The organism is Actinomycetes bacterium, assembly GCA_036510875.1.
Taxonomy (GTDB): domain Bacteria; phylum Actinomycetota; class Actinomycetes; order Prado026; family Prado026; genus DATCDE01.
Window position 1 is genome coordinate 38,840 of record DATCDE010000111.1, and the last position, 20,808, is coordinate 59,647.

Sequence of the window (20,808 nt, forward strand, 5' to 3'; positions counted from 1 at the left end):
TCGCCATCGGCGCCAGCCGCAGCACGACCCGCGCGACCGGCCCCTCCGCGGCCTACAACCCGACCGGGTGCCAGACCGTCTTGGTCTCCAGGAAGGCCAGCATCGGCCCGGTGCCCGGGTCGGCGGCCCAGTCGGCGTCCGGGTCGGCCGGGCGCCGGACCCGCTTGAGGTTCTCGGCGGCAGCCGCCTCGAGGTCGACGGCGTCCAGACCGGCGCCGGTCAGGTCGATGCCGTTGACGTCCATGTGCGAGGCCAGCCACGGCGCGACCTCGGCGACCCGTCCGGTCAGGATGTTCACCACGCCACCGGGGACGTCGGAGGTCGCGAGCACCTCCCCGAAGGTGACGGCCGGCAACGGCATGGTCTGCGATGCGAGGACGACGGCGGTGTTTCCGGTCACCACGGCCGGGGCGACCACGCTGACCAGGCCGAGCAGCGCGGACCGCTGGGGGGCGACCACGGCGACCACTCCGGTCGGCTCGGGCACCGAGAAGTTGAAGAACGGCCCGGCCACCGGGTTGGCCGAACCGGCCACCTGCGCCACCTTGTCCGACCAGCCGGCGTACCAGACCAGCCGGTCGATCGCCGCCTCGACGGCGGACCGGGCAGGGGCCGCCGTGAGGCCCTCCGCCGCCGCGACCTCGGCCGCGAACTGGTCGCGGCGGCCCTCCATCACCTCGGCCACCCGGTAGAGCACCTGGCCGCGGTTGTAGGCGGTCGCGCCGGACCACCCGGGGAAGGCCTTGCGGGCCGCCACCACAGCGTCCCTGGCGTCCTTGCGGGAGGCCAGGGCGGCGTTGGCCAGGAACCGACCCTTGGCGTCGGTCACCTCGTAGGAGCGCCCGCTCTCCGACCGGGGGAACGCCCCGCCGACGTAGAGCTTGTAGGTCTTGCGGACATCGAGCCTAGACATCGAGGTAGGCCTCCAGACCGTGCCGGCCGCCCTCGCGGCCGTGGCCGGACTCCTTGTACCCGCCGAACGGCGACGTCGGGTCGAAGTGGTTGAACGTGTTGGCCCACACCACGCCGGCCCGCAGGTGCTGGGCCATGTACAAGATCCGGGAGCCCTTGTCCGTCCACACCCCGGCGGACAGCCCGTACGGCGTGTTGTTGGCCTTGGCCAGCGCCTCCTTCGGCGTCCGAAAGGTCAGCACCGAGAGCACCGGCCCGAAGATCTCCTCCCGCGCGATCCGGTGCACCTGCGAGACGCCGGTGAAGACCGTGGGCGGGAACCAGTAGCCACGGTCCGGCAGTGCGCACGGCGCCGACCAGCGCTGCGCTCCCTCGGCCTCGCCGACCTTGCTCATGGTCACGATCCGCTCCAGCTGGACGGCGGAGTTGATCGCCCCGATGTCGGAGTTCTTGTCCATCGGGTCGCCCAGCCGCAGCGTGCCCAACCGGCGCTTGAGCGAGCGCAGCACCTCGTCGGCCACCGACTCCTGCACGAGCAGCCGGGTGCCTGCGCAGCAGACGTGGCCCTGGTTGAAGAAGACCCCTCGCACGATGCCCTCGACTGCCTGGTCGACCGGCGCGTCGTCGAACACGATGTTCGCGGCCTTGCCGCCGAGCTCGAGGGTGACCTTCTTGCGCGACCCGGCCACCGCGCGCGCGATCAGGCGGCCCACCTCGGTCGACCCGGTGAACGCGACCTTGTCGACGTCCGGGTGCTCGACCAGCGACTGTCCGGTGCGGCCGGCACCGGTGACGATGTTCACCACCCCCGCTGGCAGGTCGGCCTGCTGGCAGATCTCGGCGAACCGCAGCGCCGTGAGTGGCGTAGTCTCGGCCGGCTTGAGCACCACGGTGTTCCCGGCGGCCAGCGCGGGGGCAACCTTCCAGGCCAGCATGAGCAGCGGGAAGTTCCACGGGATGACCTGGGCGGCCACCCCGAGCGGGCGCGGGTGCGGCCCGAACCCGGCGTGGTCGAGCTTGTCCGCCCAGCCCGCGTAATAGAAGAAGTGCGCCGCGACGAGCGGCACGTCGACGTCGCGGGACTCGCGGATCGGCTTGCCGTTGTCCAGCGTCTCCAGGACGGCGAGCTCGCGGGCCCGCTCCTGGATGATCCGGGCGATCCGGAACAGGTACTTGCCGCGCTCCCGGCCGGACATCCGCGACCAGGTGCGGGTGTACGCGCGGCGCGCGGCCTTCACGGCGCGGTCCACGTCGGCGGCGCCGGCCTCGCCGACCTCGGCGAGGACCTCCTCGGTGGCCGGGTTGACGGTCGTGAAGGCGGACCCGTCGGCCGGGTCGACGAACGCGCCGTCGATGAACAGCCCGTAGGACGGCTGCAGGGTGACGACGGCCCGGGACTCCGGGGCCGGGGCGTACTCGAAGACGGTTCCCATGCGGCGTCAGTCCAAGGTGAAGTAGTCGGGACCGCTGTAGCGGCCGGTGGCCAGCTTGGTGCGCTGCATCAGCAGGTCGTTGAGCACGCTGGAGGCCCCCAGCCGGAACCAGTCGGGGTCCAGCCAGTCCTCGCCGACGATCTCGTTGACCAGCACCAGGTAGCGGATGGCGTCCTTGCTGGTGCGGATGCCGCCGGCCGCCTTCACGCCGACCTGCCGGCCGGTGGCCTCGCGGAAGTCCCGCACCGCCTGCAGCATGACCAGGGTGACCGGAGCCGTGGCGGCCGGCTCGATCTTGCCGGTGGACGTCTTGATGAAGTGGCCGCCGGCCAGCATGGCCAGCCAGGAGGCCCGCCGGACGTTGTCGTAGGTCTGCAGCTCCCCGGTCTCCAGGATGACCTTCAGGTGGGCGGCCCCGCAGGCCGCCTTGACGGCGACGATCTCGTCGAACACGTCCAGGTACCGCCCGGTGAGGAAGGCGCCCCGGTCGATCACCATGTCGATCTCGTCGGCGCCCGCGGCCACGGCGTCCCCGGTGTCGAGCAGCTTCACGTCGAGCGACGCGCGGCCGGACGGGAAGGCGGTGGCGACAGCGGCCACCTTGACCCCGCTGCCGCGCAGCGCCTCCTTGGCCACCCCGACCATGTCGGTGTAGACGCAGATCGCCGCCACCGGGGGAGTGGTCGGGTCCATCGGGTCCGGCCGCATCGCCTTGGCGCACAGGCCGCGCACCTTGCCTGGGGTGTCCATGCCCTCGAGCGTGGTCAGGTCGATCATCGAGATCGCCAGGTCGAGGGCGGTCGCCTTGGCGGTGGTCTTGATGGACCGGGTGGCGAGATCGGCCGCGCGGGCGTCCGCGCCGACCTGGTCCACCCCGGGGAGTCCGTGCAGGAACCGTCGCAGCGCGGCGTCCGACGTCGTGATCTCGCCGATCCGCCCGGTCAGGTCGATCGCGGCCATGGTCACCCTCGCGATCGTAGTTGCCAGGCACAATGTGCGTCATGGGAAGCGCAGCCGGACGGGAGCCCTACCTCCGGCTCCGGCCGCAGCAGCCGGGCGAGGAACGGCCGGACACCTCGTCGGAGTGGGACGACTGGAATGGTGAGTTCGACCCGCAGGCGGCCAGCGACGTCGGCCGGCTGCTCGTCGAGGCGGACGGCACCGTCGTGGGGGACGTGACCTGGCACGCGGTCTGGTACGGGCCGACTCCAGGCTGCCTGGCCTGGAACATCGGTATCGCCCTGGTGCCTGCCGCCCGAGGGCGGGGGATCGGCTCCCGCGCCCAGCGGATGCTGGCCGAGTACCTGTTCGCGACGACCTCCGTCGTCCGGGTCGAGGCCAGCACGGACGTTGACAACCTGGCCGAGCAGCGGGCGCTGGAGGCGGCCGGGTTTCGCCGGGAGGGTGTGCAGCGCGGCGCCCAGGTGCGCCGGGACGGTCGGCACGACCTGGTCTGCTACGCCGTCCTGCGCACCGACCTCCCCGACTTGTCAGGGTGAGGACGACGTATCGCTGGCCCTCACCCTGACAGGTTCGACTGGAGGTCGGCCTTGATGGCGGCGATCCGGGTGGCGGCCGCGTCGCGGGCGGCCGCCAGCGACGCGCTGATCGGGACGACGACCTCGAGGTAGGCCTTGAGCTTGGGCTCGGTGCCGGACGGCCGCACGACCACCCGCGCGCCGCCCTCGAGCTGCAGCCGCAGGCCGTCCGTCGGCGGCAGCCCGTCGACGCCCTGCGCGAGGTCGTCCATGGCTACCACGGCCCGCCCCCCGAGGGCCGACGGGGGTGCCGAGCGCAGCCGGTCCATGGCCGCGGTGATGACCGACAGGTCCTCGACCCGGACCGACAGCTGGTCGGTGGCGTGGACGCCGTAGCGCCGCTCCACGTCGTCCAGCACGTCCAGCAGGGTGCGGCCCTTCGCCCTCTGCTCGGCGGCCAGCTCGGCGACGAGCAGCGCGGCCGAGATGCCGTCCTTGTCCCGGACGCCGGCCGGGTCGACGCAGTACCCGAGCGCCTCCTCGTACCCGAACGCCAGCCCCTCGACGCGGGAGATCCACTTGAACCCGGTGAGGGTCTGCGCGAACCGGACCCCGCGGTCGGCCGCGATCGTGCCGAGCAGGGTCGAGGAGACGATCGAGCAGGCGAACGCCCCGGTGGCACCGCGGTCCAGCAGGTGGACGGCGAGCAGCGCGCCGACCTCGTCGCCGCGCAGCATCCGGTAGCCGCCGTCCGGCAGCGGGACGGCCACCGCGCAACGGTCGGCGTCCGGGTCGTTGGCGATCACCAGGTCCGCGCCCTTGGCTGCGGCCGCGGCCAGCGCGAGGTCCATCGCCCCCGGCTCCTCCGGGTTGGGGAAGGGGACGGTTGGGAAGTCCGGGTCCGGGTCGGCCTGCTCGGCGACCACGTGCACGTCGGTGAAACCGGCGCGGTGGAACGCCTCGACGGCCAGCGCCCGGCCCACCCCGTGCAGCGGCGTGTAGACGACCGACAGCTCCCGGGACCCGGCGGGCCGGACCAGCCCGGTCACCCGGGCAAGGTAGGCGTCGGCGACCTCGTCGCCGAGGGTGGTCCACTCCTCCCCGAGCGGCAGCTCGGACACCCGCCCCACCGCGTCGATCGCCGCGGAGATCTCGGCGTCCGCGGGCGGCACGATCTGCGAGCCGTCCCCCAGGTAGACCTTGTAGCCGTTGTCCTGCGCCGGGTTGTGCGACGCGGTGACCATGACGCCGGCCGCGCAGCCGAGGTGACGGATCGCGAAGGCCAGCACCGGGGTCGGCAGCGGGTGCGGCAGCACCATGGCCGGGACCCCCGCCCCCTCCATCACGGCAGCCGTGTCGTGCGCGAACTCGTCGGACTTGTACCGGGCGTCATAGCCGACGACCACGGCGCCGTCCCCGTGCGCGCGGACGTATGCGGCCAGCCCGGCCGCGGTCCGCCGGACCACGGCGCGGTTCATCCGGTTCGGGCCGGCCCCCAGCGGCCCGCGCAGCCCGGCCGTGCCGAACTCCAGCCGGCCGTCGAACCGGTCGGCCAGCTCCTCGACCTCGTCGGCCACGAGCAGCGCCTCGAGCTCGGCCCTGGTGTCCTCGTCGGGGTCGTCGGCCAGCCAGGCGCGCGCCGTGTCGAACAGGTCGCCGCTCATCGCTGCTCCTTCCAGGGGGTGGTCACAGCTGACGTACGAGCTGCGCGAGCAGCTCGCCCATGCGGGTCGCGGCGGCCTGGCCCGCCGCCAGCACCTCCGCGTGGTCCAGCGGCTGGCCGGACAGCCCGGCGGCCAGGTTGGTGACCAGCGAGATCCCGAGGACCTCCACCCCTGCCTCCCTGGCCGCGATGGCCTCCAGCGCGGTCGACATCCCGACGAGCGACCCGCCGACGGCCGCCACCATCCGGATCTCGGCCGGGGTCTCGTAGTGCGGGCCGGGGAACTGCGCGTAGACGCCCTCGGGCAGCGTCGGGTCGATGGAGCGGCACAGGGCACGCAGCCGGGCCGAGTAAAGGTCGGTGAGATCGACGAACCGCGCCCCCTCGAGGGGGGAGCGACCGGTCAGGTTGAGGTGGTCGCTGATCAGGACCGGGGTGCCGGGCGTCCAGCTCGGGTCCAGCCCGCCGCACCCGTTGGTGAGCACGACCGTGCGGCAGCCGGCCGCCGCAGCGGTCCGCACGCCGTGCACGACGGCGGCGGGGCCGCGGCCCTCGTACAGGTGGGTGCGGCCCAGGAACACCAGCAGCCGCCGGTCGTCGGCGGTCACCGAGCGGACCCGTCCGGCGTGCCCCTCGACGGCGGGCGGGGCGAACCCGGGCAGGTCGGTCACGGGCAGGTCGACGACGGTGCGGCCGAGCAGGTCGGCCGCGGGCACCCAGCCGGAGCCGAGCACGACGGCGACGTCATGCGTGGGCGATCCGGTCCGCGCGGCCAGCACCTCGGCGGCTGCGGCCGCCTCGGCGTACGGGTCCGCTGGATCGCTCACCTGCCGGACGCTACCGCGCGCCGGACGACGTCGTCAGGGACCTACGGACTGGCACGGCCGGGCCCGCAGGTCGGCCACGTAGTCGGCGGGAGCGGCGGCGGCCTCGGCGGCGTCGGCCATGATGCCCAGGTAACGCGCCGACGGTAGGCCGCCCTCGTAGTCGTCCAGCACGTACAGCCAGGCCAGCGCCTCGCCGTCCAGGGTCTGCACCCGGACCCGGATCTTGCGGTACAGACCCAGCTCGGCGCCCTCCCAGAAGTCCAGCTCGCGCTCGTCGGCCGCAGTGACGTCGTAGAGCATGACGAACACCTGGCTGCCCGGTTCCTCGACCACGGTGGCCAGCGCGCCCTCCCAGCCGCTGTCCTCCCCGCCGAAGGTGAGCCGCCAGCCGACCAGCCAGCCGGTGCCGGCCGGCGGCGAGTGCGGCGCCCGGTCCCCCATCTGGGCCGGATCGAGGTTGCTGCCGTAGGCGGCGTACAGGGCCATGGCCCAGCAGCCTAGGGCTCCACCTGGCGGCGCCTTCGGCGCCGTGCGGGAGAATGCCGAGATGACCCGAGTGGCGATCATCGGCGGCGGACCCGGCGGGTACGAGGCGGCCCTGGTGGCCGCGCAGCTCGGCGCCGAGGTGACGGTGGTCGACAGGGACGGCGCCGGCGGCTCCTGCGTGCTCACCGACTGCGTGCCCAGCAAGACCCTCGCGGCGACGGCCGAGGTCATGATCGAGGCGCGCGACAGCGCCGAGCTGGGGGTCCGGTTCGGCCCGGCCCCCGCGACCGGCGCCGGCCTTTCGGTCGACCTGGCCGCGGTCAACGCGCGGGTCAAGCGGTTGGCCCAGGCCCAGTCGGACGACGTGCTGGCCAGCGTCCGGCAGGAGGGCGTGCGCTGGGTCGAGGGCACCGGGCGGCTGGCCTCGTCGTCACAGGTGGTCGCCGACCTCGTGGGCGGCGGCACCGAGACCGTCGAGGCGGACGTCGTGCTGGTGGCGACCGGGGCGCACCCGCGGGTGCTCCCGGACGCCGTGCCGGACGGGGAGCGGATCCTCAGCTGGGAGCAGGTCTACGACCTCGACGAGCTGCCGCGGCGGCTGGTGGTGGTGGGCTCAGGGGTGACCGGCGCCGAGTTCGCCTCCGCGTACCAGGCGCTCGGCTCGCAGGTCGTGCTGGTGTCCTCCCGGGAGCGGGTGCTGCCCGGGGAGGACCCGGACGCCGCCCGGGTGCTCGAGGACGTGTTCCGCCGGCGCGGCATGGAGGTGCTCTCCCGGTCGCGGGCCACCTCGGTGCGGCGGACAGGCGACGGCGTCGTCGTCGCCCTGGCCGACGGGCGGACCGTCGGGGGGTCGCACTGCCTGCTCGCCGTGGGCTCGGTGCCCAACACCGAGGGGCTCGGCCTCGAGGAGGCCGGCGTCCGGCTGGGCAGTGGTGGGTTCGTCGAGGTGGACCGGGTGTCTCGCACCTCGGCCCGCGGGGTCTACGCGGCCGGCGACTGCACCGGGGTGCTCATGCTCGCGTCGGTGGCCGCGATGCAGGGCCGGATCGCGATGTGGCACGCGCTCGGCGACGCCGTCACCCCGCTGGACCGCAGCACGATCTCCTCGAACGTCTTCACCGAGCCGGAGATCGCGACCGTCGGGGTCACCCAGGCCGACGTCGACGCCGGCCGGATCAACGCCGTGGTCGCGCACCTGCCGCTGGCGACCAACGCGCGGGCCAAGATGCAGGGTATCCACGAGGGGTTCGTGAAGGTCTTCGCGCGGTCGAGCACCCGCATCGTCGTCGGCGGCGTGGTGGTGGCACCGCGGGCCAGCGAGCTGGTGCACCCGCTCACGCTGGCCGTCGAGCAGCGGCTCACGGTGGACGAGGTGGCGCAGACCTTCACGGTCTACCCGTCGTTGTCCGGCTCGGTGGCCGAGGCGGCCCGCCAGCTGCACCGGTCCTGACCGCTGTCGGAGGGCCTCCGGTCAGTCCTTGATCTCGCAGAGCACGGTGCCGCTGGCGACGGTGACGCCCACCTCGGCGTTGAGCGAGACGATGGTGCCGGCCCGGTGCGCGTTCAGCGGCTGCTCCATCTTCATGGCCTCGAGGACCACGACCAGGTCGCCGGCCGCGACCTGCTGGCCCTCCTCCACCGCGATCTTGACGATGGTGCCCTGCATGGGGCTGGTGAGGGAGTCACCGGAGGCCGCCGCCCCAGCCTTGCCGCCGGTGCGGCGCTTCGGGGCGCGCCCGGCCGGAGCGGCCGCGGAGCGGGTGCCCATGCCCAGCCCGGCGGGGAGCACCACCTCGAGCCGGCGACCCCCCACCTCGACGGTGACGCGCTCCCGGGCGACGGGCTCCTCGGGCTCGGCCGCCTCGCCCGCGTAGGGCGCCACGGTGTTGACCCACCCGGTCTCGATCCAGCGGGTGTGCACCCGGAACGGGGTGTCGTCGTCGGTGGCGAACGCCGGGTCCTCGACCACGGCCCGGTGGAACGGGAGCACCGTGGGCATGCCCTCGACCTCGAACTCGGCCAGCGCCCGGCGGGCCCGCTCCAGGGCCTGCCGGCGGTCCGCCCCCGTGACGATCAGCTTGGCCAGCAGCGAGTCGAACGACTGCGGGACGGTGGCCCCCTCCTCGTACCCGGTGTCGACCCGGACGCCGGGCCCGCTCGGCAGCCGCAGCCGGGAGATGGTGCCCGGGGCGGGCAGGAAGTTGCGGCCGGCGTCCTCGCCGTTGATCCGGAACTCGATCGAGTGGCCGCGCAGCACGGGGTCGTCGAAGCCGAGCGCCTCGCCGTCGGCGATGCGGAACATCTCCCGCACCAGGTCGATGCCGGAGACCTCCTCGGTCACCGGGTGCTCGACCTGCAGCCGGGTGTTCACCTCGAGGAAGGACACCGTGCCGTCCTGGCCCACGAGGAACTCGCAGGTTCCGGCGCCGACATACCCGGCCTCCCGCAGGATCGCCTTGGACGCCGAGTAGATCCGGTCGTGCTGCTCGGGCGTGAGGTAGGGCGCCGGGGCCTCCTCCACCAGCTTCTGGTTGCGCCGCTGCAGCGAGCAGTCGCGGGTCGAGACCACCACGACGTTCCCGTGCCGGTCGGCCAGGCACTGGGTCTCGACGTGGCGGGGCTGGTCGAGGAACCGCTCGACGAAGCACTCGCCGCGGCCGAAGGCGGTGACCGCCTCGCGGACCGCGGACTCGTACAGCTCGGGGATCTCCTCGAGGGTGCGCGCGACCTTAAGCCCGCGCCCCCCGCCGCCGAAGGCCGCCTTGATCGCCACCGGGAGACCGTGCTCCTGGGCGAACGCCACCACCTCGTCGGCCCCCGTGACCGGGTCCGCGGTGCCGGGCACCAGGGGCGCCCCCACCTGATGGGCGATGTGCCGGGCCCGCACCTTGTCGCCGAGCGCCTCGATGGCCGCCGCCGGCGGTCCGATCCAGATCAGGCCGGCGTCGGCCACCGCCTGGGCGAAGTGCGCGTTCTCGGCGAGGAACCCGTACCCGGGGTGCACCGCGTCGGCCCCGGTGCGGGCCGCGACGTCGAGCAGCTTGGGCATGTCCAGGTAGGTCTCACCGGGGGTCTCGCCGCCGAGCGCGAACGCCTCGTCGGCCACCCGTACGTGCAGCGCGTCGCGGTCCTGGTCGGAGTACACGGCGACGCTGGCGATCCCCGCGTCACGGCAGGCCCGCGCGATGCGGACCGCGATCTCGCCGCGGTTGGCGATCAGCACCTTGCGCACGGGGAGTCCTCCTCCGGCCGACGATGACTCGCAGTCTAGGGGGCCGCCCCTCACCGGTTGAGCCGGTGGTACATCCCCTTCAACCGCCCGTAGAGCTTGGTGAACTCCTGGTACATCGGCTCGTAGACCGCGTGCGCAGCCGGGTCGGGGTCGAACCCCTGGACGCCCGGCACCCGCTCCGGCACCTCCTCGAACCGGACCCGGCCCAGTGCCACCAGGGCGTGCATGGCGGCCCCCCGCAGCTGAGCACCCGCGGGGTCGGCCACCCGCTCCACCCGGCGGCCGAGCACGTCGGCATGGATCTGGCACCACAGGTCCGACTGGGCGCCGCCGCCGAGCACCCGGAGCGGGTCCAGCCGGTGCTTGGTGAACCGGTCGGCCACCTCCGCCAGCCAGCGCAGGTTGAACGCGACCCCTTCCAGCACCGCCCGGACGAAGTCAGCCTGGTCGGTGTCCATGGACACGTTGAGGAATGCCGCGCGCAGCCGGCGGTCGTCGACCGGCGAGCGCTCGCCCTTCAGCCACGGCGTGAAGATCACCCCACCGGCGCCGACCGGCGACCGGGCGGCGAGGGCGACCAGGTCGTCGTAGCTGGGGTTCCAGTCCGGCCCGAACCCGGCCGGGTTCCCGATCACGCCGTCCCTGATCCACTGCAGGCACACGCCGGCAGTCTCGTGGTTGTTGATCAGCACGTACTGCCCGGGGCGGATCCCCGGAACGGACGCGATCTGGTGCAGGACGTCGGTTTTCTTGTCGGGGACCGCGCAGGACACCCACGACGTCGTCCCGATGGTGAAGTGCGCGGCGTAGTCCTCGACCGCGCCGGACGCCAGGTAGGCGCTGTGCAGGTCGGGGACGCCGGTGACCACGGGAACCGAGGCCGGGAGCCCGAGCTGGGCGGCCGCCTCGGGTGAGATCCCGCCCAGCACCGACCCGGAGGGCAGCAGCTCGGGCAGCCGGTCGAGGTCCCGGCCGGCCCGGCGGACCAGCTCGGGCACGTACCGCAGCGGGGCGCCCTTCCTGTTGTCGGTGAGCCAGGACGCGACCATGGACGCGGGGGTCGCCGCGGCCCGGCCGGTGAACCGCAGCCCGAGGTAGTCCACCGGCTCGAGCAGCGTCGCGGTCCGGGCGTACCGCTCGGGCTGGCTGTGCTTGAGGAACAGCGCGTGCCCACTGGGGTCCGCACCGCCGGGGGACGGGGCGCCACCGGTGTAGCGCAGCCAGGACAGCACGGCCTGGGGCCGGTAGCCCGCGGCCGGGCCGCCGAACGCCTGCTTGGCCAGCGGCCCGCCCCGGTCGTCGGCCCAGACCAGGCAGGGTCCGACCGCGTTCCCGTCGTGGTCCACCGGGACCGTCGAGGCGTACTGGCCGGCGATCCCGACGGCCACCAGGTCGGCCGGGTCGGCCACCGCGGTGCCGCCGCCGGTCAGCTCGTGCGCGGCCGCCACGATGCCGTCCCACCACTGCTCGGGGTCCTGCTCCACCGCGCCGTCCGGGCCGAGCACGGTGTCCAGGTCGCGGTGGGTGCGGCCCAGGATCTCGCCGGTCTCGGCGACGGCGCCGACCTTCAGCCCGCTGGTCCCCAGGTCGACCGCGAGCACCCAAGGAGTCGGCACTCAGCCCGCCGTCGGCTCGGGCCCGCTGGGCGCCGGGACGGCGTACATCGCGTCCAGCGCCCCGGACAGCAGGAAGTTCACCCCGGCGTTGCCCGCGGGCGACCCGGCCATGCCGTACAGGGCGCCGCTGCTCGCGGCCTCGCCGGCGTGGGCCTTCGCGTAGGCCACCCCGTCGGCGAGGTCTCGGGCGAACTCCTCGGCGATCCCGGGCCGGGTGTTCGGCCGGGTCACGCAAAAGTGCAGCCCCGCCGGCAGTTGGTCCGGGTTGAGCCGCCAGCCCCTGCTGATCAGGTAGTCGTTGACCAGGAAGACGTCCACCGACTCGTCGGCCGACCCGAACGCCACCAGGAAGGTCGGGTCGTCGCCGTAGACGCGCAGCTCGGGCTGGGCCTCGACCGCGGCTCGGATCCGCTGCGCGGTGTCGTAGATCGCGGCGGCGGACTCCAGGTACCCCTGCTCGCCGGTGGTCAGCAGCGCGGCCCAGGTCGCCGCGATGATCCCGCCGGACCGGCTGCCGGACATGCCTGGGGAGATGTACATGCCGCCCGGCCAGTCCGGGAAGGTGAAATACTGGTACCGGCGCAGAGTGTCGTTGCGGTACAGCAGCACCGAGGTGCCCTTGAGCGCGTACCCGAACTTGTGGGTGTCCGCCGACATCGAGGTGACCCCGGGGACCCGGAAGTCGAACGGCGGCAGCGGGTGGCCCAGCCGCTCGATCCAGGGCAGCACGAAACCGCCGAGGCAGCCGTCCATGTGCAGGCCGAGGTCGTGCTCGACGGCCAGCGCGCCGAGCTCCTCGATCGGGTCGATCAGGCCGTACGGGTAGGAGCCGGCCGAGCCGACGAGGGCCACCGTGTTCTCGGTGATGTGGTCGCGCACCCAGTCGACGTCCACCAGGAAGTTCGGCAGCAGCGGGGCGCGCAGCAGCGTGATGCCGAAGTAGTGGCAGGCCTTGTCCAGGGCCACGTGCGCGGAGTTCGGGATGATCACCTCGGGGGCGGTGATGCCCTTCTCGGCCCGGCCGCGCTCCCGGTAGACCAGCATCGGGTTCATCAGGCTCTCGGTGCCGCCGGAGGTCAGCACGCCGACCGTTCCCGTGTCGCCATGAAGCATCGCCGCGGTCATGGCGACGATCTCGCCCTCGAACTTCGTCGAGCTGGGGTACATGTCCCGCTGCAGCACGTTGGCGTGCGCGAACGACTCGAACACCTCGGTGAGGAAGTGGTACTGGTCGTGGTCGCCGAGGTAGAGCGAGCCGGAGACCTTGCCGCTGTCCCCCTGGGCGTCCTCCTCGGCGGCCAGCGTGCGCACCACGTCGAGCACCTGCTCGCGGGGCATCGGCTGCGCGGGAATGCTCCGGTGGGCGCGGTAGCGGTCGCGGTACGGGTAGAACGACGCCAGCAGCTCCTGGATCTGCTCGGCGGTCAGCTCGGCCATGGTGATCTCCTCCTCTTGGGGGACGGCGGCCAGCCTAGGGCTGCCACAGGTCGGTCACCCGGACATCGACGTCGGCGAACAGCCGGCGCAGCAGCGGCAGCGACAGGCCGACCACCGTGCCGGGGTCACCGTCCACGCCGTCGACGAACCAGCCGCCCAGACCGTCGATGGTGAACGCGCCCGCGACGGCGAGCGGCTCGCCGGTGGCCACGTAGGCAGCCAGCTCCGCGTCGTCGGGACTGCCGAAGCGCACCGTCGTGCCCGCGACGTCGCCGACCTCCAGGCCGGTCGTCGTGTCCACGACGCAGTGGCCGGTCACCAGCACCCCGGTCCGTCCGCTCATGGACCGCCACCTGGCCATCGCGTCGTCCGGGTCGGTCGGCTTGCCCAAGGTCCGCCCGTCGATGTCGAGCACCGAGTCGCAGCCGATCACCAGGGCACCGGGTCCGACCGTGGCCGCGACGGCGCGGGCCTTGCGGCGGGCCAGCTCGAGCGCGACGTGGGCGGGCACCCCCGTGACGTCGTCCTCGGGCACGCCGCTGACCAGCACGTCGGGATCGAGACCGGCGGCGCGCAGGGTGCGCAGCCGGGCCGGGGAGGCCGAGGCCAGGACGACTCTGGTCACTGCGGGAGGCTCGCGGTCCGCCACGCCCCCGGACCGTGCTGGACCGGTGCGTGCACGCTGCGCGCCCGGTCCCGCCAGGGGGACGCCGCTGGGGCGTCCCCCGTCCCCGCGCCGGCCGCGCTGGCGGCCAGCACGGCGAGCAGGGCGGCCAGCTCGGTGTCGTCCGGCTCGCCGCGGACCACCCGCAGGAGCGGCGCGTCGCTCACAGCGGGATGTTCCCGTGCTTGCGCGGCGGCCGGCTGACCCGCTTGTTCCGCAGGGCGCGCAGCGCCCGGACGATGTGGACCCGGGTGGCCGCCGGCTCGATGACGGCGTCGACGTAGCCGCGCTCGGCCGCGATGTACGGGTTGAGTAAGTGGTCCTCGTAGTCGGCGATCAGCCGGGCCCGCTCGGCCTCGACGTCGCTCGCCGCGCCCAGCTCCTTGCGGTAGAGGATGTTGACGGCGCCCTGGGCGCCCATGACCGCGATCTGGGCGGTCGGCCAGGCCAGGTTGACGTCCGCGCCGAGGTGTTTGGACCCCATGACGTCGTACGCGCCGCCGTAGGCCTTGCGGGTGATCACGGTGACCAGCGGCACGGTCGCCTCGGCATACGCGTAGATGAGCTTGGCGCCCCTGCGGATGATGCCGTTCCACTCCTGGTCGGTGCCGGGCAGGAAGCCGGGGACGTCGACGAAGGTGAGCACCGGGATGTTGAAGGCGTCGCAGGTGCGGACGAACCGGGCCGCCTTCTCCGACGCGTCGATGTCGAGCGTCCCGGCGAACTGCATGGGCTGGTTGGCCACGATGCCCACCGAGGCGCCCTCGACCCGGCCGAAGCCGCAGACGATGTTGGGCGCCCACAGCGCCTGCACCTCGAGGAAGTCGCCGTCGTCGAGGACCGCACCGATCACGGTGTGCATGTCGTAGGGCTGGTTCGCCGAGTCCGGGATGACCGTGTTCAGGGCCAGATCGTCGGCGGTGATCTCCACCTCGGCGGGTGCGTCGAAGACCGGCGGGTCCTCCAGGTTGTTGCTCGGCAGGTAGGACAGCAGTGTCCGGGCGATGTCCAGGCAGTCCTGCTCGTCGGCGGCCATGAAGTGGGCCACCCCGGACTTGGAGTTGTGCGTACGAGCGCCGCCGAGCTCCTCGAACTCGACGTCCTCGCCCGTGACGGTCCGGATCACGTCCGGGCCGGTGATGAACATGTGCGAGGTCTGGTCGACCATGAGGGTGAAGTCGGTGATGGCCGGGCTGTACACCGCGCCGCCGGCGCACGGGCCCATCACCAGCGACAGCTGCGGCAGGACCCCGGATGCCGAGACGTTGCGGCGGAAGATCTCTGCGTACAGGGCGAGCGAGACGACGCCCTCCTGGATCCGGGCGCCGCCGGAGTCGTTGATCCCCACGACCGGACAGCCGATCTTCAAGGCCAGGTCCATGACCTTGACGATCTTCTCCCCGAAGACCTCGCCGAGGCTGCCGCCGAAGACGGTGAAGTCCTGGGAGAACACGCACACCTGGCGGCCGTCGACGGTGCCGCGCCCGGTGACCACGCCGTCGGCGTAGGGCCGGCGACCGTCCATCCCGAAGGCCGTCGAGCGGTGCCGGGCCAGCGCGTCGGTCTCCACGAACGAGCCGGGGTCGAGGAAGGCCACGATCCGTTCGCGGGCGGTCATCTTGCCCTTGGCGTGCTGCGCCTCGATGGCCTTCGCGCTGCCCGGCGTCTGCGCCTGCGCGAGCCGCTGGGCCAGGTCGGCCAGCTTGCCGGCGGTGGTGTGCAGGTCCGGGACCATCGGCTCGGGAACGGTCGCTGCCATCGTGGATCTCCCGTCACAGGCCCTGTCGCTGGGGGTGATCCGTACCTTAGTGCGCATGCCAGCAGCCCGGTTCGACGACCTCAGCCGCCCACCGCTGGACGCCGTCGCGCTGGCCAGGGCGCTGCAGTCCCCGGCCGGCCCGTGGCGGGAGGTCCGGGTGGTCGACGTCACCGGCTCGACGAACGTCGACCTGGCGGCCGCAGCGCGGGCCGGGGATCCGGGCGGGCTGGTCCTCGTGGCCGAGCACCAGGACCACGGCCGGGGCCGGCTGGACCGGACCTGGGTGTCGCCGCCGCGGGCCGGCCTCACCTTCTCGGTGCTGTGGCGGCCCACCGTGGACCCGGCCCGGTGGGGCTGGCTGTCCCCGCTGGTGGGGCTGGCCGTGGCCGAGGCCGTGTCCGAGACGGCTCTGGTGGACGTCCGGCTGAAGTGGCCCAACGACCTGCTGGCGGGGCAGCGGAAGCTGGCCGGGGTGCTGGCCGAACGGGTCGGCGAGGCCGTCGTGGTCGGCGTGGGGCTCAACGTCTCCACCCGGGTCGACGAGCTGGTCGGGCCGGGCGCCACCTCGCTCCTCTTCGAGGACGCCGCCTGCACCGACCGGGACCCGCTGCTGCGGTCGGCGCTGCGCCGGGTCGCCGAGCGGTACCGGGACTGGACGACCGGGGGCGGCGATCCGACGACGCTGCGCCAGGCCCTGGTCGAGCGCAGCGCCACGGTCGGTCAGGAGGTCCAGGTGCTGCTTCCGGGAGGGCGCACACTCCGCGGCACGGCCACCGACATCGACGCCGAGGGACGACTGGTCCTCTTCACCGAGGACGGCGTGGAGGCGGTGGCGGCCGGGGACGTGGTGCACCTGGGTCAGCCCCCGATGGGCCCGGGCGCCGGCCCCTGACGTGCAAGGATGCGCCATGGGCTACCCCACCAAGCTGCTCGCCCAGGGTGAGTCGATCGCGTTCGAGATGCGCCCGCACTGGCGCTCCATGATCTTTCCCTCGATCGTGCTCGTGGGCACCGTCGCCGTCGGGGGCTACCTGTACGGGCTGGTCCCGAGCGACGGCGTGGCCTCGTACCTGCACTGGGTGATCCTCGCGGTCGCCCTGCTCATCCTCATCCTGTGGTTCGTGCGGCCGATGCTCGCGTGGCTGACCACGCAGTTCGTGTTCACCAACCGGCGGATCATCACCAGGACCGGGGTCGTCGCCCGGCACGGCATGGACATGCCGCTGTCGAAGGTCAACGACGTGAGCTTCGACTACAGCATCTTCGAGCGGCTGATCGGCACCGGCACCTTGGTCGTCTCCTCGGCGTCGGAGACCGGCGACCTGATCATCGACAACATCCCGCGGGTCGAGGAGGTCCAGCGCGAGATCTACCGGCTGAGCGAGGAGGACCAGCGCCGGCGCGGTGGGCCGAACCACGACTGACCGGGTGAGCGGGTCGTCGAGCCCGGACGACCTGGACGCGCTGCTGCTCGGGGGCCCGCGCCGCTACACCCGGGACGAGGCGGTCGAACGCGCCGGGGTGGAGCTCGAGCGGGCCCGCGCCTACTGGCGGGCGCTGGGCTTCACCGAGGCCGGTGACGCCGTGGCGTTCACCCATGCCGACGTCGAGGCGCTGCGCGAGGTGGTCGCCATCGTCGAGGACGGGCTGCTCACCGAGGAGCTCGCGCTGGGGCTGGCTAGGGCGCTCGGCCACACCCTGGGCCGGCTGGCCGGCTGGGAGCTCGACGTCGTCCTCGACCAGCTGGCCGGCCCCCCCGGCGCCCTGAGCGAGACCGGTCGTCCCCCGGTGTCCCTCACCGAGGCGTACGGCGTGGCCGAGCAGCTGCTCCCGGTGCTCGAGGACCTGCTCACCTATGTGTGGCGGCGACAGCTCACGGCCACGGTCGACCGGATGCTGCGGGCCGGCGAGCCGCAGGCGTCGGTGCGGGTGCGCACGGTCGGCTTCGCCGACATCGTGGGGTTCACCCGGCTGGCGCGGCGGCTGGAGGAGCGCGAGCTCGGTGAGGTGGTGGAGCGGTTCGAGCAGCTCGGTGCGGACGTCGTCACCGCGGCCGGCGCGCGCCTGGTCAAGACGCTGGGCGACGAGGTGCTGTTCGTCTCGGACCTGCCGGCGGCGGCCGCGCGGGCCGCGCTCGACCTGATCGAGCACTTCGCCGAGGACGAGAGCATGCCGGACCTGCGGATCGGGCTGGCCACCGGGCCGGTGCTCACCCGCATGGGCGACCTGTTCGGGACGACGGTCAACCGGGCCAGCCGGCTCACTGCGCTGGCCCGGCCCGGCACCGTCCTGTGCGACCGGGAGACCGCCGACGAGCTGGGCGAGGAGCCGGCCCTGGCCGCCGTCGCGCTGCGCCGTCGTCCGGTCCGGGGCTTGGGGCTGGTCGAGCCGCACGCGCTGAACCGGGGCCCGTGGCGCACCGATCCGACCCCCTCCGATGGCGGGTGAGGATGCCCTCCCTTTGGGGGATCCCACTGTGGCCGCCCGCGGGCTAACCTGCAGTCACCGGTGGGTTACGCAGGGGAGTCGTATCCCGTCGTCGCGGGAGGGGGGTGCCGTCGGTCGTGGCCGTGCAGGTCGAGGAGCCCCCGGGCCCGTGGCTGGCCGCCCGGCGGCTGCACGCGCTCACCGAGATCGCCAAGGCGGTGGCCACCGCGCCCACGGTCGAGCAGGTGGCCCGGGCCTGCTCCGCCGCCGTCCGGCAGGCACTGGAGGCGTCGTCGCTGTCGCTGTCGGTCTGGGAGCGGGAGAACGGCCACGTCCGGGTCCTGCTCAACGACGGTGAGCTCGGCGCCGGTGAGGAGTACCTGCCCAACGACGAGGTCTACGCCCTGACCGAGCCGGAGCTCTCCGAGCTGCTGTTCGAGGACGGTCGGGCATACCTCGCCCGCATCGACGCGGACCCGGCCGACCCGGAGTTCGACGAGGGCCTGGTCCAGCTGCTGCGGCAGACCAACAAGGGGTCCTGCCTGGGGGTGCCCGTCGTGCTCGAGGGGCGGGTCTGGGGCGAGCTGTTCGTCACCCGACGGATCGACCAGCCGGCCTTCAACGGCGCCGACCTGGACTACGCCGTGGCTGTTGCAGCCCAGGTCGCCGCGGGCATCGCCCAGGCCCAGCACCTGCAGCGGGTGGCCGGCCTGGCCTACGTCGACCCGCTGACCGGGCTGGCGAACCGCCGGGCCATCGACGAACGGCTGGACGCCGCGATGGAACGGCACCGCTCGGACGGCACGGTCGTCAGCCTGCTGGTCGCGGACGTCAACGGGCTCAAGCGGATCAATGACGAGCAGGGGCACGAGGCAGGCGACCGGGCGCTCGTCCACTTCTCGGGGGCGTTGTCCACGGCGGCCGGGCTGGTGCCCGGCAGCCTGGCCGGCCGCACCGGCGGGGACGAGTTCTGCATCATCATCGAGGGCCGGCCGGCCGACCACGCCGTCATGGTGGCCGAGGACCTGTGCCGCCGGGCGCTTGCCAGTCTGACCGAGGGGGTGGCCTGCGGCGTCGCCTCGACCGGTGACCGGGTCGGCGTGGTCGCCACCCCGGCCCGGCTGTTCCGGTTGGCCGACGCCGCCCAGTCCCGAGCCAAGCGCAGCCGGTTCTCCGGCCCGGTCGTGGCCGGGCGCGGGCTGCCGGCCGAGACCAGCACCCGGGTGACTGCCCTGCCGTCGCGCCGCCGGGACCGACGGACCCTGCGCGGCACGGATCCGGTCGATCCGGCCCGGTTGCTCGAGGACGTGCTGGCCACCCTCGACCACGCGGGACCGGTGTCCGTCCCGGACCGGCTCGAGCTGGTCGCGGACGCCGTGGCCAGGGGGGCCGACGGCGCGGCCTGGTGGGTGTCCACGGTCGAGGCCGGGTCCCGCGAGCTGCGCACGGTGGGTCGGTCCCACTTCCGCCGGGCGGCGGCTGAACCGGCGACCGGACCGGCCGGGACGACCGTCGACCAGGCGGTGTTCGACCTGGCCGGGTACCCCCTCACCGTCGCGGCGCTGGACGGACGGGGCTGCCTGGTCGAGGCACGCTCCCCGACCGGAGACCCGGCCGAGCAGGCCATCCTGGACGCCGGCGGGTTCACCGGCGTGCTGCTCGCCGGCGGGCGGGACGGTGCGGGCGCCGGGTGGCTGGTGGAGGTCTACCTGGACGAGATCAGCGTGCCTGGGCAGGCGCTGGTCCCGGTGCTGCGCGCCCTGGTGGCCTGCGCGCTCGTGGGGGCGCGGCACCGGTGACCGACGGATCAGGGTCCCCGGTCGCCGACCTGCGGCTCGCCGGGCTGTCCCGGCTGGCCCGCACCCTGGCGACGGCGCGGTCGCTGTCCGAGCTGGCCCAGCTGGCCGCGGAGGAGGCCCGGTTCGCGTTCGCGGCCTCGACGGCGTCGGTGTCCCGGCTCGAGCGCGAGCACGGCCTGCTGCGCACCCTGGTGAACGTGGGTCGGCTGGCCGAGGGCGAGGAACGGTTCCCGACCGAGGAGGTCTACCGCGTCGCCGAGTACCCGCTGCTGCAGGCGATGATCGACCACGCCCGACCTTGGACGGTCCGGGTCGACGACCCGGAGGCCGACCCGTCCGAGCGGGCGCTGCTCATCCGGCTGGGCGCGCAGTCCGGGCTGGCCGCCCCGGTGCTGTTCGAGGGCCGGGTGTGGGGCGAGCTGTTCGCCACGAGGGACTCCCGCAACACGCCGTTCCTGGACGTCGACCTGGCCTTCGCGGAGGCCTTCGCCGGGCTAGTGTCGGCCGGGCTGGCCCAGGTCGAGCACTTCACCCGGGTCCAGCGGCTGGCCTACGAGGACCCGCTCACCGGGCTGGGCAACCGTCGGCTGGTGGTGGAGCAGCTGGAGCAGGCGGTGGCCCGGCACCATGCGGACGGCTCCCCGGTCTCCCTCGTGATGACCGACGTGAACCGGCTCAAGCGGGCCAACGACCTGTTCGGCCACGAGGCGGGCGACCAGGCGCTCGTGGCCGTCGCGTCGGCGCTGTCGACGGCGACCGGGCGGGTGCCGGGGGCGGTCGCCGGCCGGATGGGCGGGGACGAGTTCTGCGCGGTCCTGCCCGGCTACCGGGTGGACGTCGCGCTGGCGCTGGCCGAGGCCTTCCTGCGCGGCGTCGAGAACGCGCCGCACGGGGTAGGGGTGGCGGTCGGGGTGGCGTCCTCCGAGCTGGCGGACGGCCCGCTGACCGTGGAACGGCTGTTCGCGCTGGCCGACGGCGCGCAGTACGAGGCCAAGCGCAGCGGCGCTGCGCGCCCGGTGGTGGCCGACCCGGCCGCCCTGCAGGCAGAGCGGCGGGCCTACCGGGGCCGGGAGCC

At 73.6% G+C, this 20,808-nt stretch carries 19 protein-coding genes; 7 read left to right on the plus strand and 12 right to left on the minus strand.

Annotated elements, in window-relative coordinates; all coding sequences use genetic code 11:
* Window positions 1-52: 52 nt before the first annotated feature.
* The 3 genes from VIM19_06690 to deoC are packed head-to-tail and all read right to left on the minus strand — an operon-like array spanning window position 53 to window position 3,305.
* Window positions 53-913 (minus strand): aldehyde dehydrogenase family protein, encoded by an 861-nt coding sequence (locus VIM19_06690; GenBank protein HEY5184583.1) that lies wholly within the window; start codon window positions 911-913, stop codon window positions 53-55.
* On the minus strand, window positions 906-2,345 hold the full coding sequence (locus VIM19_06695; GenBank protein ID HEY5184584.1) for an aldehyde dehydrogenase family protein: 1,440 nt from the start codon (window positions 2,343-2,345) through the stop codon (window positions 906-908). The genes VIM19_06690 and VIM19_06695 overlap by 8 nt, the downstream gene beginning before the upstream one ends.
* 6 nt (window positions 2,346-2,351) lie before the next feature.
* A complete protein-coding gene (gene deoC / locus VIM19_06700) occupies window positions 2,352-3,305 on the minus strand; it encodes a deoxyribose-phosphate aldolase (protein ID HEY5184585.1) in 954 nt (317 codons plus the stop codon).
* A 41-nt stretch (window positions 3,306-3,346) separates the two neighbouring features.
* Here deoC and VIM19_06705 point away from each other — a divergent pair, with 41 nt between their 5' ends.
* Window positions 3,347-3,844, plus strand: coding sequence for a GNAT family protein (locus tag VIM19_06705; protein ID HEY5184586.1), 498 nt, complete (start codon window positions 3,347-3,349; stop codon window positions 3,842-3,844).
* 20 nt (window positions 3,845-3,864) lie between these two features.
* On the opposite strand, the gene VIM19_06710 is transcribed toward VIM19_06705, so the two are convergent.
* Genes VIM19_06710 through VIM19_06720 form a run of 3 tightly spaced genes read right to left on the minus strand, consistent with a single transcriptional unit; the run spans window position 3,865 to window position 6,799 of the window.
* Complete coding sequence (locus VIM19_06710; GenBank protein ID HEY5184587.1) at window positions 3,865-5,487, minus strand: phospho-sugar mutase; 1,623 nt, start codon at window positions 5,485-5,487, stop codon at window positions 3,865-3,867.
* A gap of 22 nt (window positions 5,488-5,509) precedes the next feature.
* Window positions 5,510-6,313 carry a purine-nucleoside phosphorylase gene (locus tag VIM19_06715; protein HEY5184588.1) on the minus strand — a complete coding sequence of 268 codons (804 nt, stop codon included), beginning with the start codon at window positions 6,311-6,313 and terminating at the stop codon, window positions 5,510-5,512.
* 33 nt (window positions 6,314-6,346) lie between these two features.
* Complete coding sequence (locus tag VIM19_06720; GenBank protein ID HEY5184589.1) at window positions 6,347-6,799, minus strand: gamma-glutamylcyclotransferase family protein; 453 nt, start codon at window positions 6,797-6,799, stop codon at window positions 6,347-6,349.
* On the opposite strand from VIM19_06720, the gene VIM19_06725 reads away from it, so the two are divergent.
* Window positions 6,798-8,249, plus strand: coding sequence for an NAD(P)H-quinone dehydrogenase (locus VIM19_06725; protein ID HEY5184590.1), 1,452 nt, complete (start codon window positions 6,798-6,800; stop codon window positions 8,247-8,249). The genes VIM19_06720 and VIM19_06725 overlap by 2 nt on opposite strands.
* Before the next feature lie 21 nt (window positions 8,250-8,270).
* Here VIM19_06725 and VIM19_06730 read toward each other — a convergent pair whose 3' ends face one another.
* Genes VIM19_06730 through VIM19_06755 form a run of 6 tightly spaced genes read right to left on the minus strand, consistent with a single transcriptional unit; the run spans window position 8,271 to window position 15,507 of the window.
* Window positions 8,271-10,031 carry a biotin carboxylase N-terminal domain-containing protein gene (locus VIM19_06730; protein HEY5184591.1) on the minus strand — a complete coding sequence of 587 codons (1,761 nt, stop codon included), beginning with the start codon at window positions 10,029-10,031 and terminating at the stop codon, window positions 8,271-8,273.
* A 50-nt stretch (window positions 10,032-10,081) separates the two neighbouring features.
* Window positions 10,082-11,632 carry an FGGY-family carbohydrate kinase gene (locus tag VIM19_06735; GenBank protein HEY5184592.1) on the minus strand — a complete coding sequence of 517 codons (1,551 nt, stop codon included), beginning with the start codon at window positions 11,630-11,632 and terminating at the stop codon, window positions 10,082-10,084.
* A 15-nt stretch (window positions 11,633-11,647) separates the two neighbouring features.
* Entirely contained in the window at window positions 11,648-13,084 is a 1,437-nt protein-coding gene (locus tag VIM19_06740; protein HEY5184593.1) for an aminotransferase class V-fold PLP-dependent enzyme, read from the minus strand.
* Window positions 13,085-13,118: 34 nt separating this feature from the next.
* A complete protein-coding gene (locus VIM19_06745; GenBank protein HEY5184594.1) occupies window positions 13,119-13,733 on the minus strand; it encodes a nucleoside triphosphate pyrophosphatase in 615 nt (204 codons plus the stop codon).
* On the minus strand, window positions 13,706-13,915 hold the full coding sequence (locus tag VIM19_06750; GenBank protein ID HEY5184595.1) for an acyl-CoA carboxylase subunit epsilon: 210 nt from the start codon (window positions 13,913-13,915) through the stop codon (window positions 13,706-13,708). Before VIM19_06750 ends, VIM19_06745 begins: the two co-directional genes overlap by 28 nt.
* Entirely contained in the window at window positions 13,912-15,507 is a 1,596-nt protein-coding gene (locus VIM19_06755; GenBank protein HEY5184596.1) for an acyl-CoA carboxylase subunit beta, read from the minus strand. Before VIM19_06755 ends, VIM19_06750 begins: the two co-directional genes overlap by 4 nt.
* A 55-nt stretch (window positions 15,508-15,562) precedes the next feature.
* On the opposite strand from VIM19_06755, the gene VIM19_06760 reads away from it, so the two are divergent.
* The 5 genes from VIM19_06760 to VIM19_06780 form a co-directional block, all read left to right on the plus strand.
* Complete coding sequence (locus VIM19_06760; protein HEY5184597.1) at window positions 15,563-16,399, plus strand: biotin--[acetyl-CoA-carboxylase] ligase; 837 nt, start codon at window positions 15,563-15,565, stop codon at window positions 16,397-16,399.
* Window positions 16,400-16,415: 16 nt separating this feature from the next.
* A complete protein-coding gene (locus tag VIM19_06765; protein ID HEY5184598.1) occupies window positions 16,416-16,931 on the plus strand; it encodes a PH domain-containing protein in 516 nt (171 codons plus the stop codon).
* A 4-nt stretch (window positions 16,932-16,935) separates the two neighbouring features.
* Window positions 16,936-17,955 (plus strand): adenylate/guanylate cyclase domain-containing protein, encoded by a 1,020-nt coding sequence (locus VIM19_06770; protein ID HEY5184599.1) that lies wholly within the window; start codon window positions 16,936-16,938, stop codon window positions 17,953-17,955.
* Between the two features lie 104 nt (window positions 17,956-18,059).
* Entirely contained in the window at window positions 18,060-19,733 is a 1,674-nt protein-coding gene (locus tag VIM19_06775) for a sensor domain-containing diguanylate cyclase (protein HEY5184600.1), read from the plus strand.
* On the plus strand, window positions 19,730-20,808 hold a 1,079-nt coding region (locus VIM19_06780; GenBank protein ID HEY5184601.1), incomplete at its 3' end, for a sensor domain-containing diguanylate cyclase. The genes VIM19_06775 and VIM19_06780, both read left to right, overlap by 4 nt.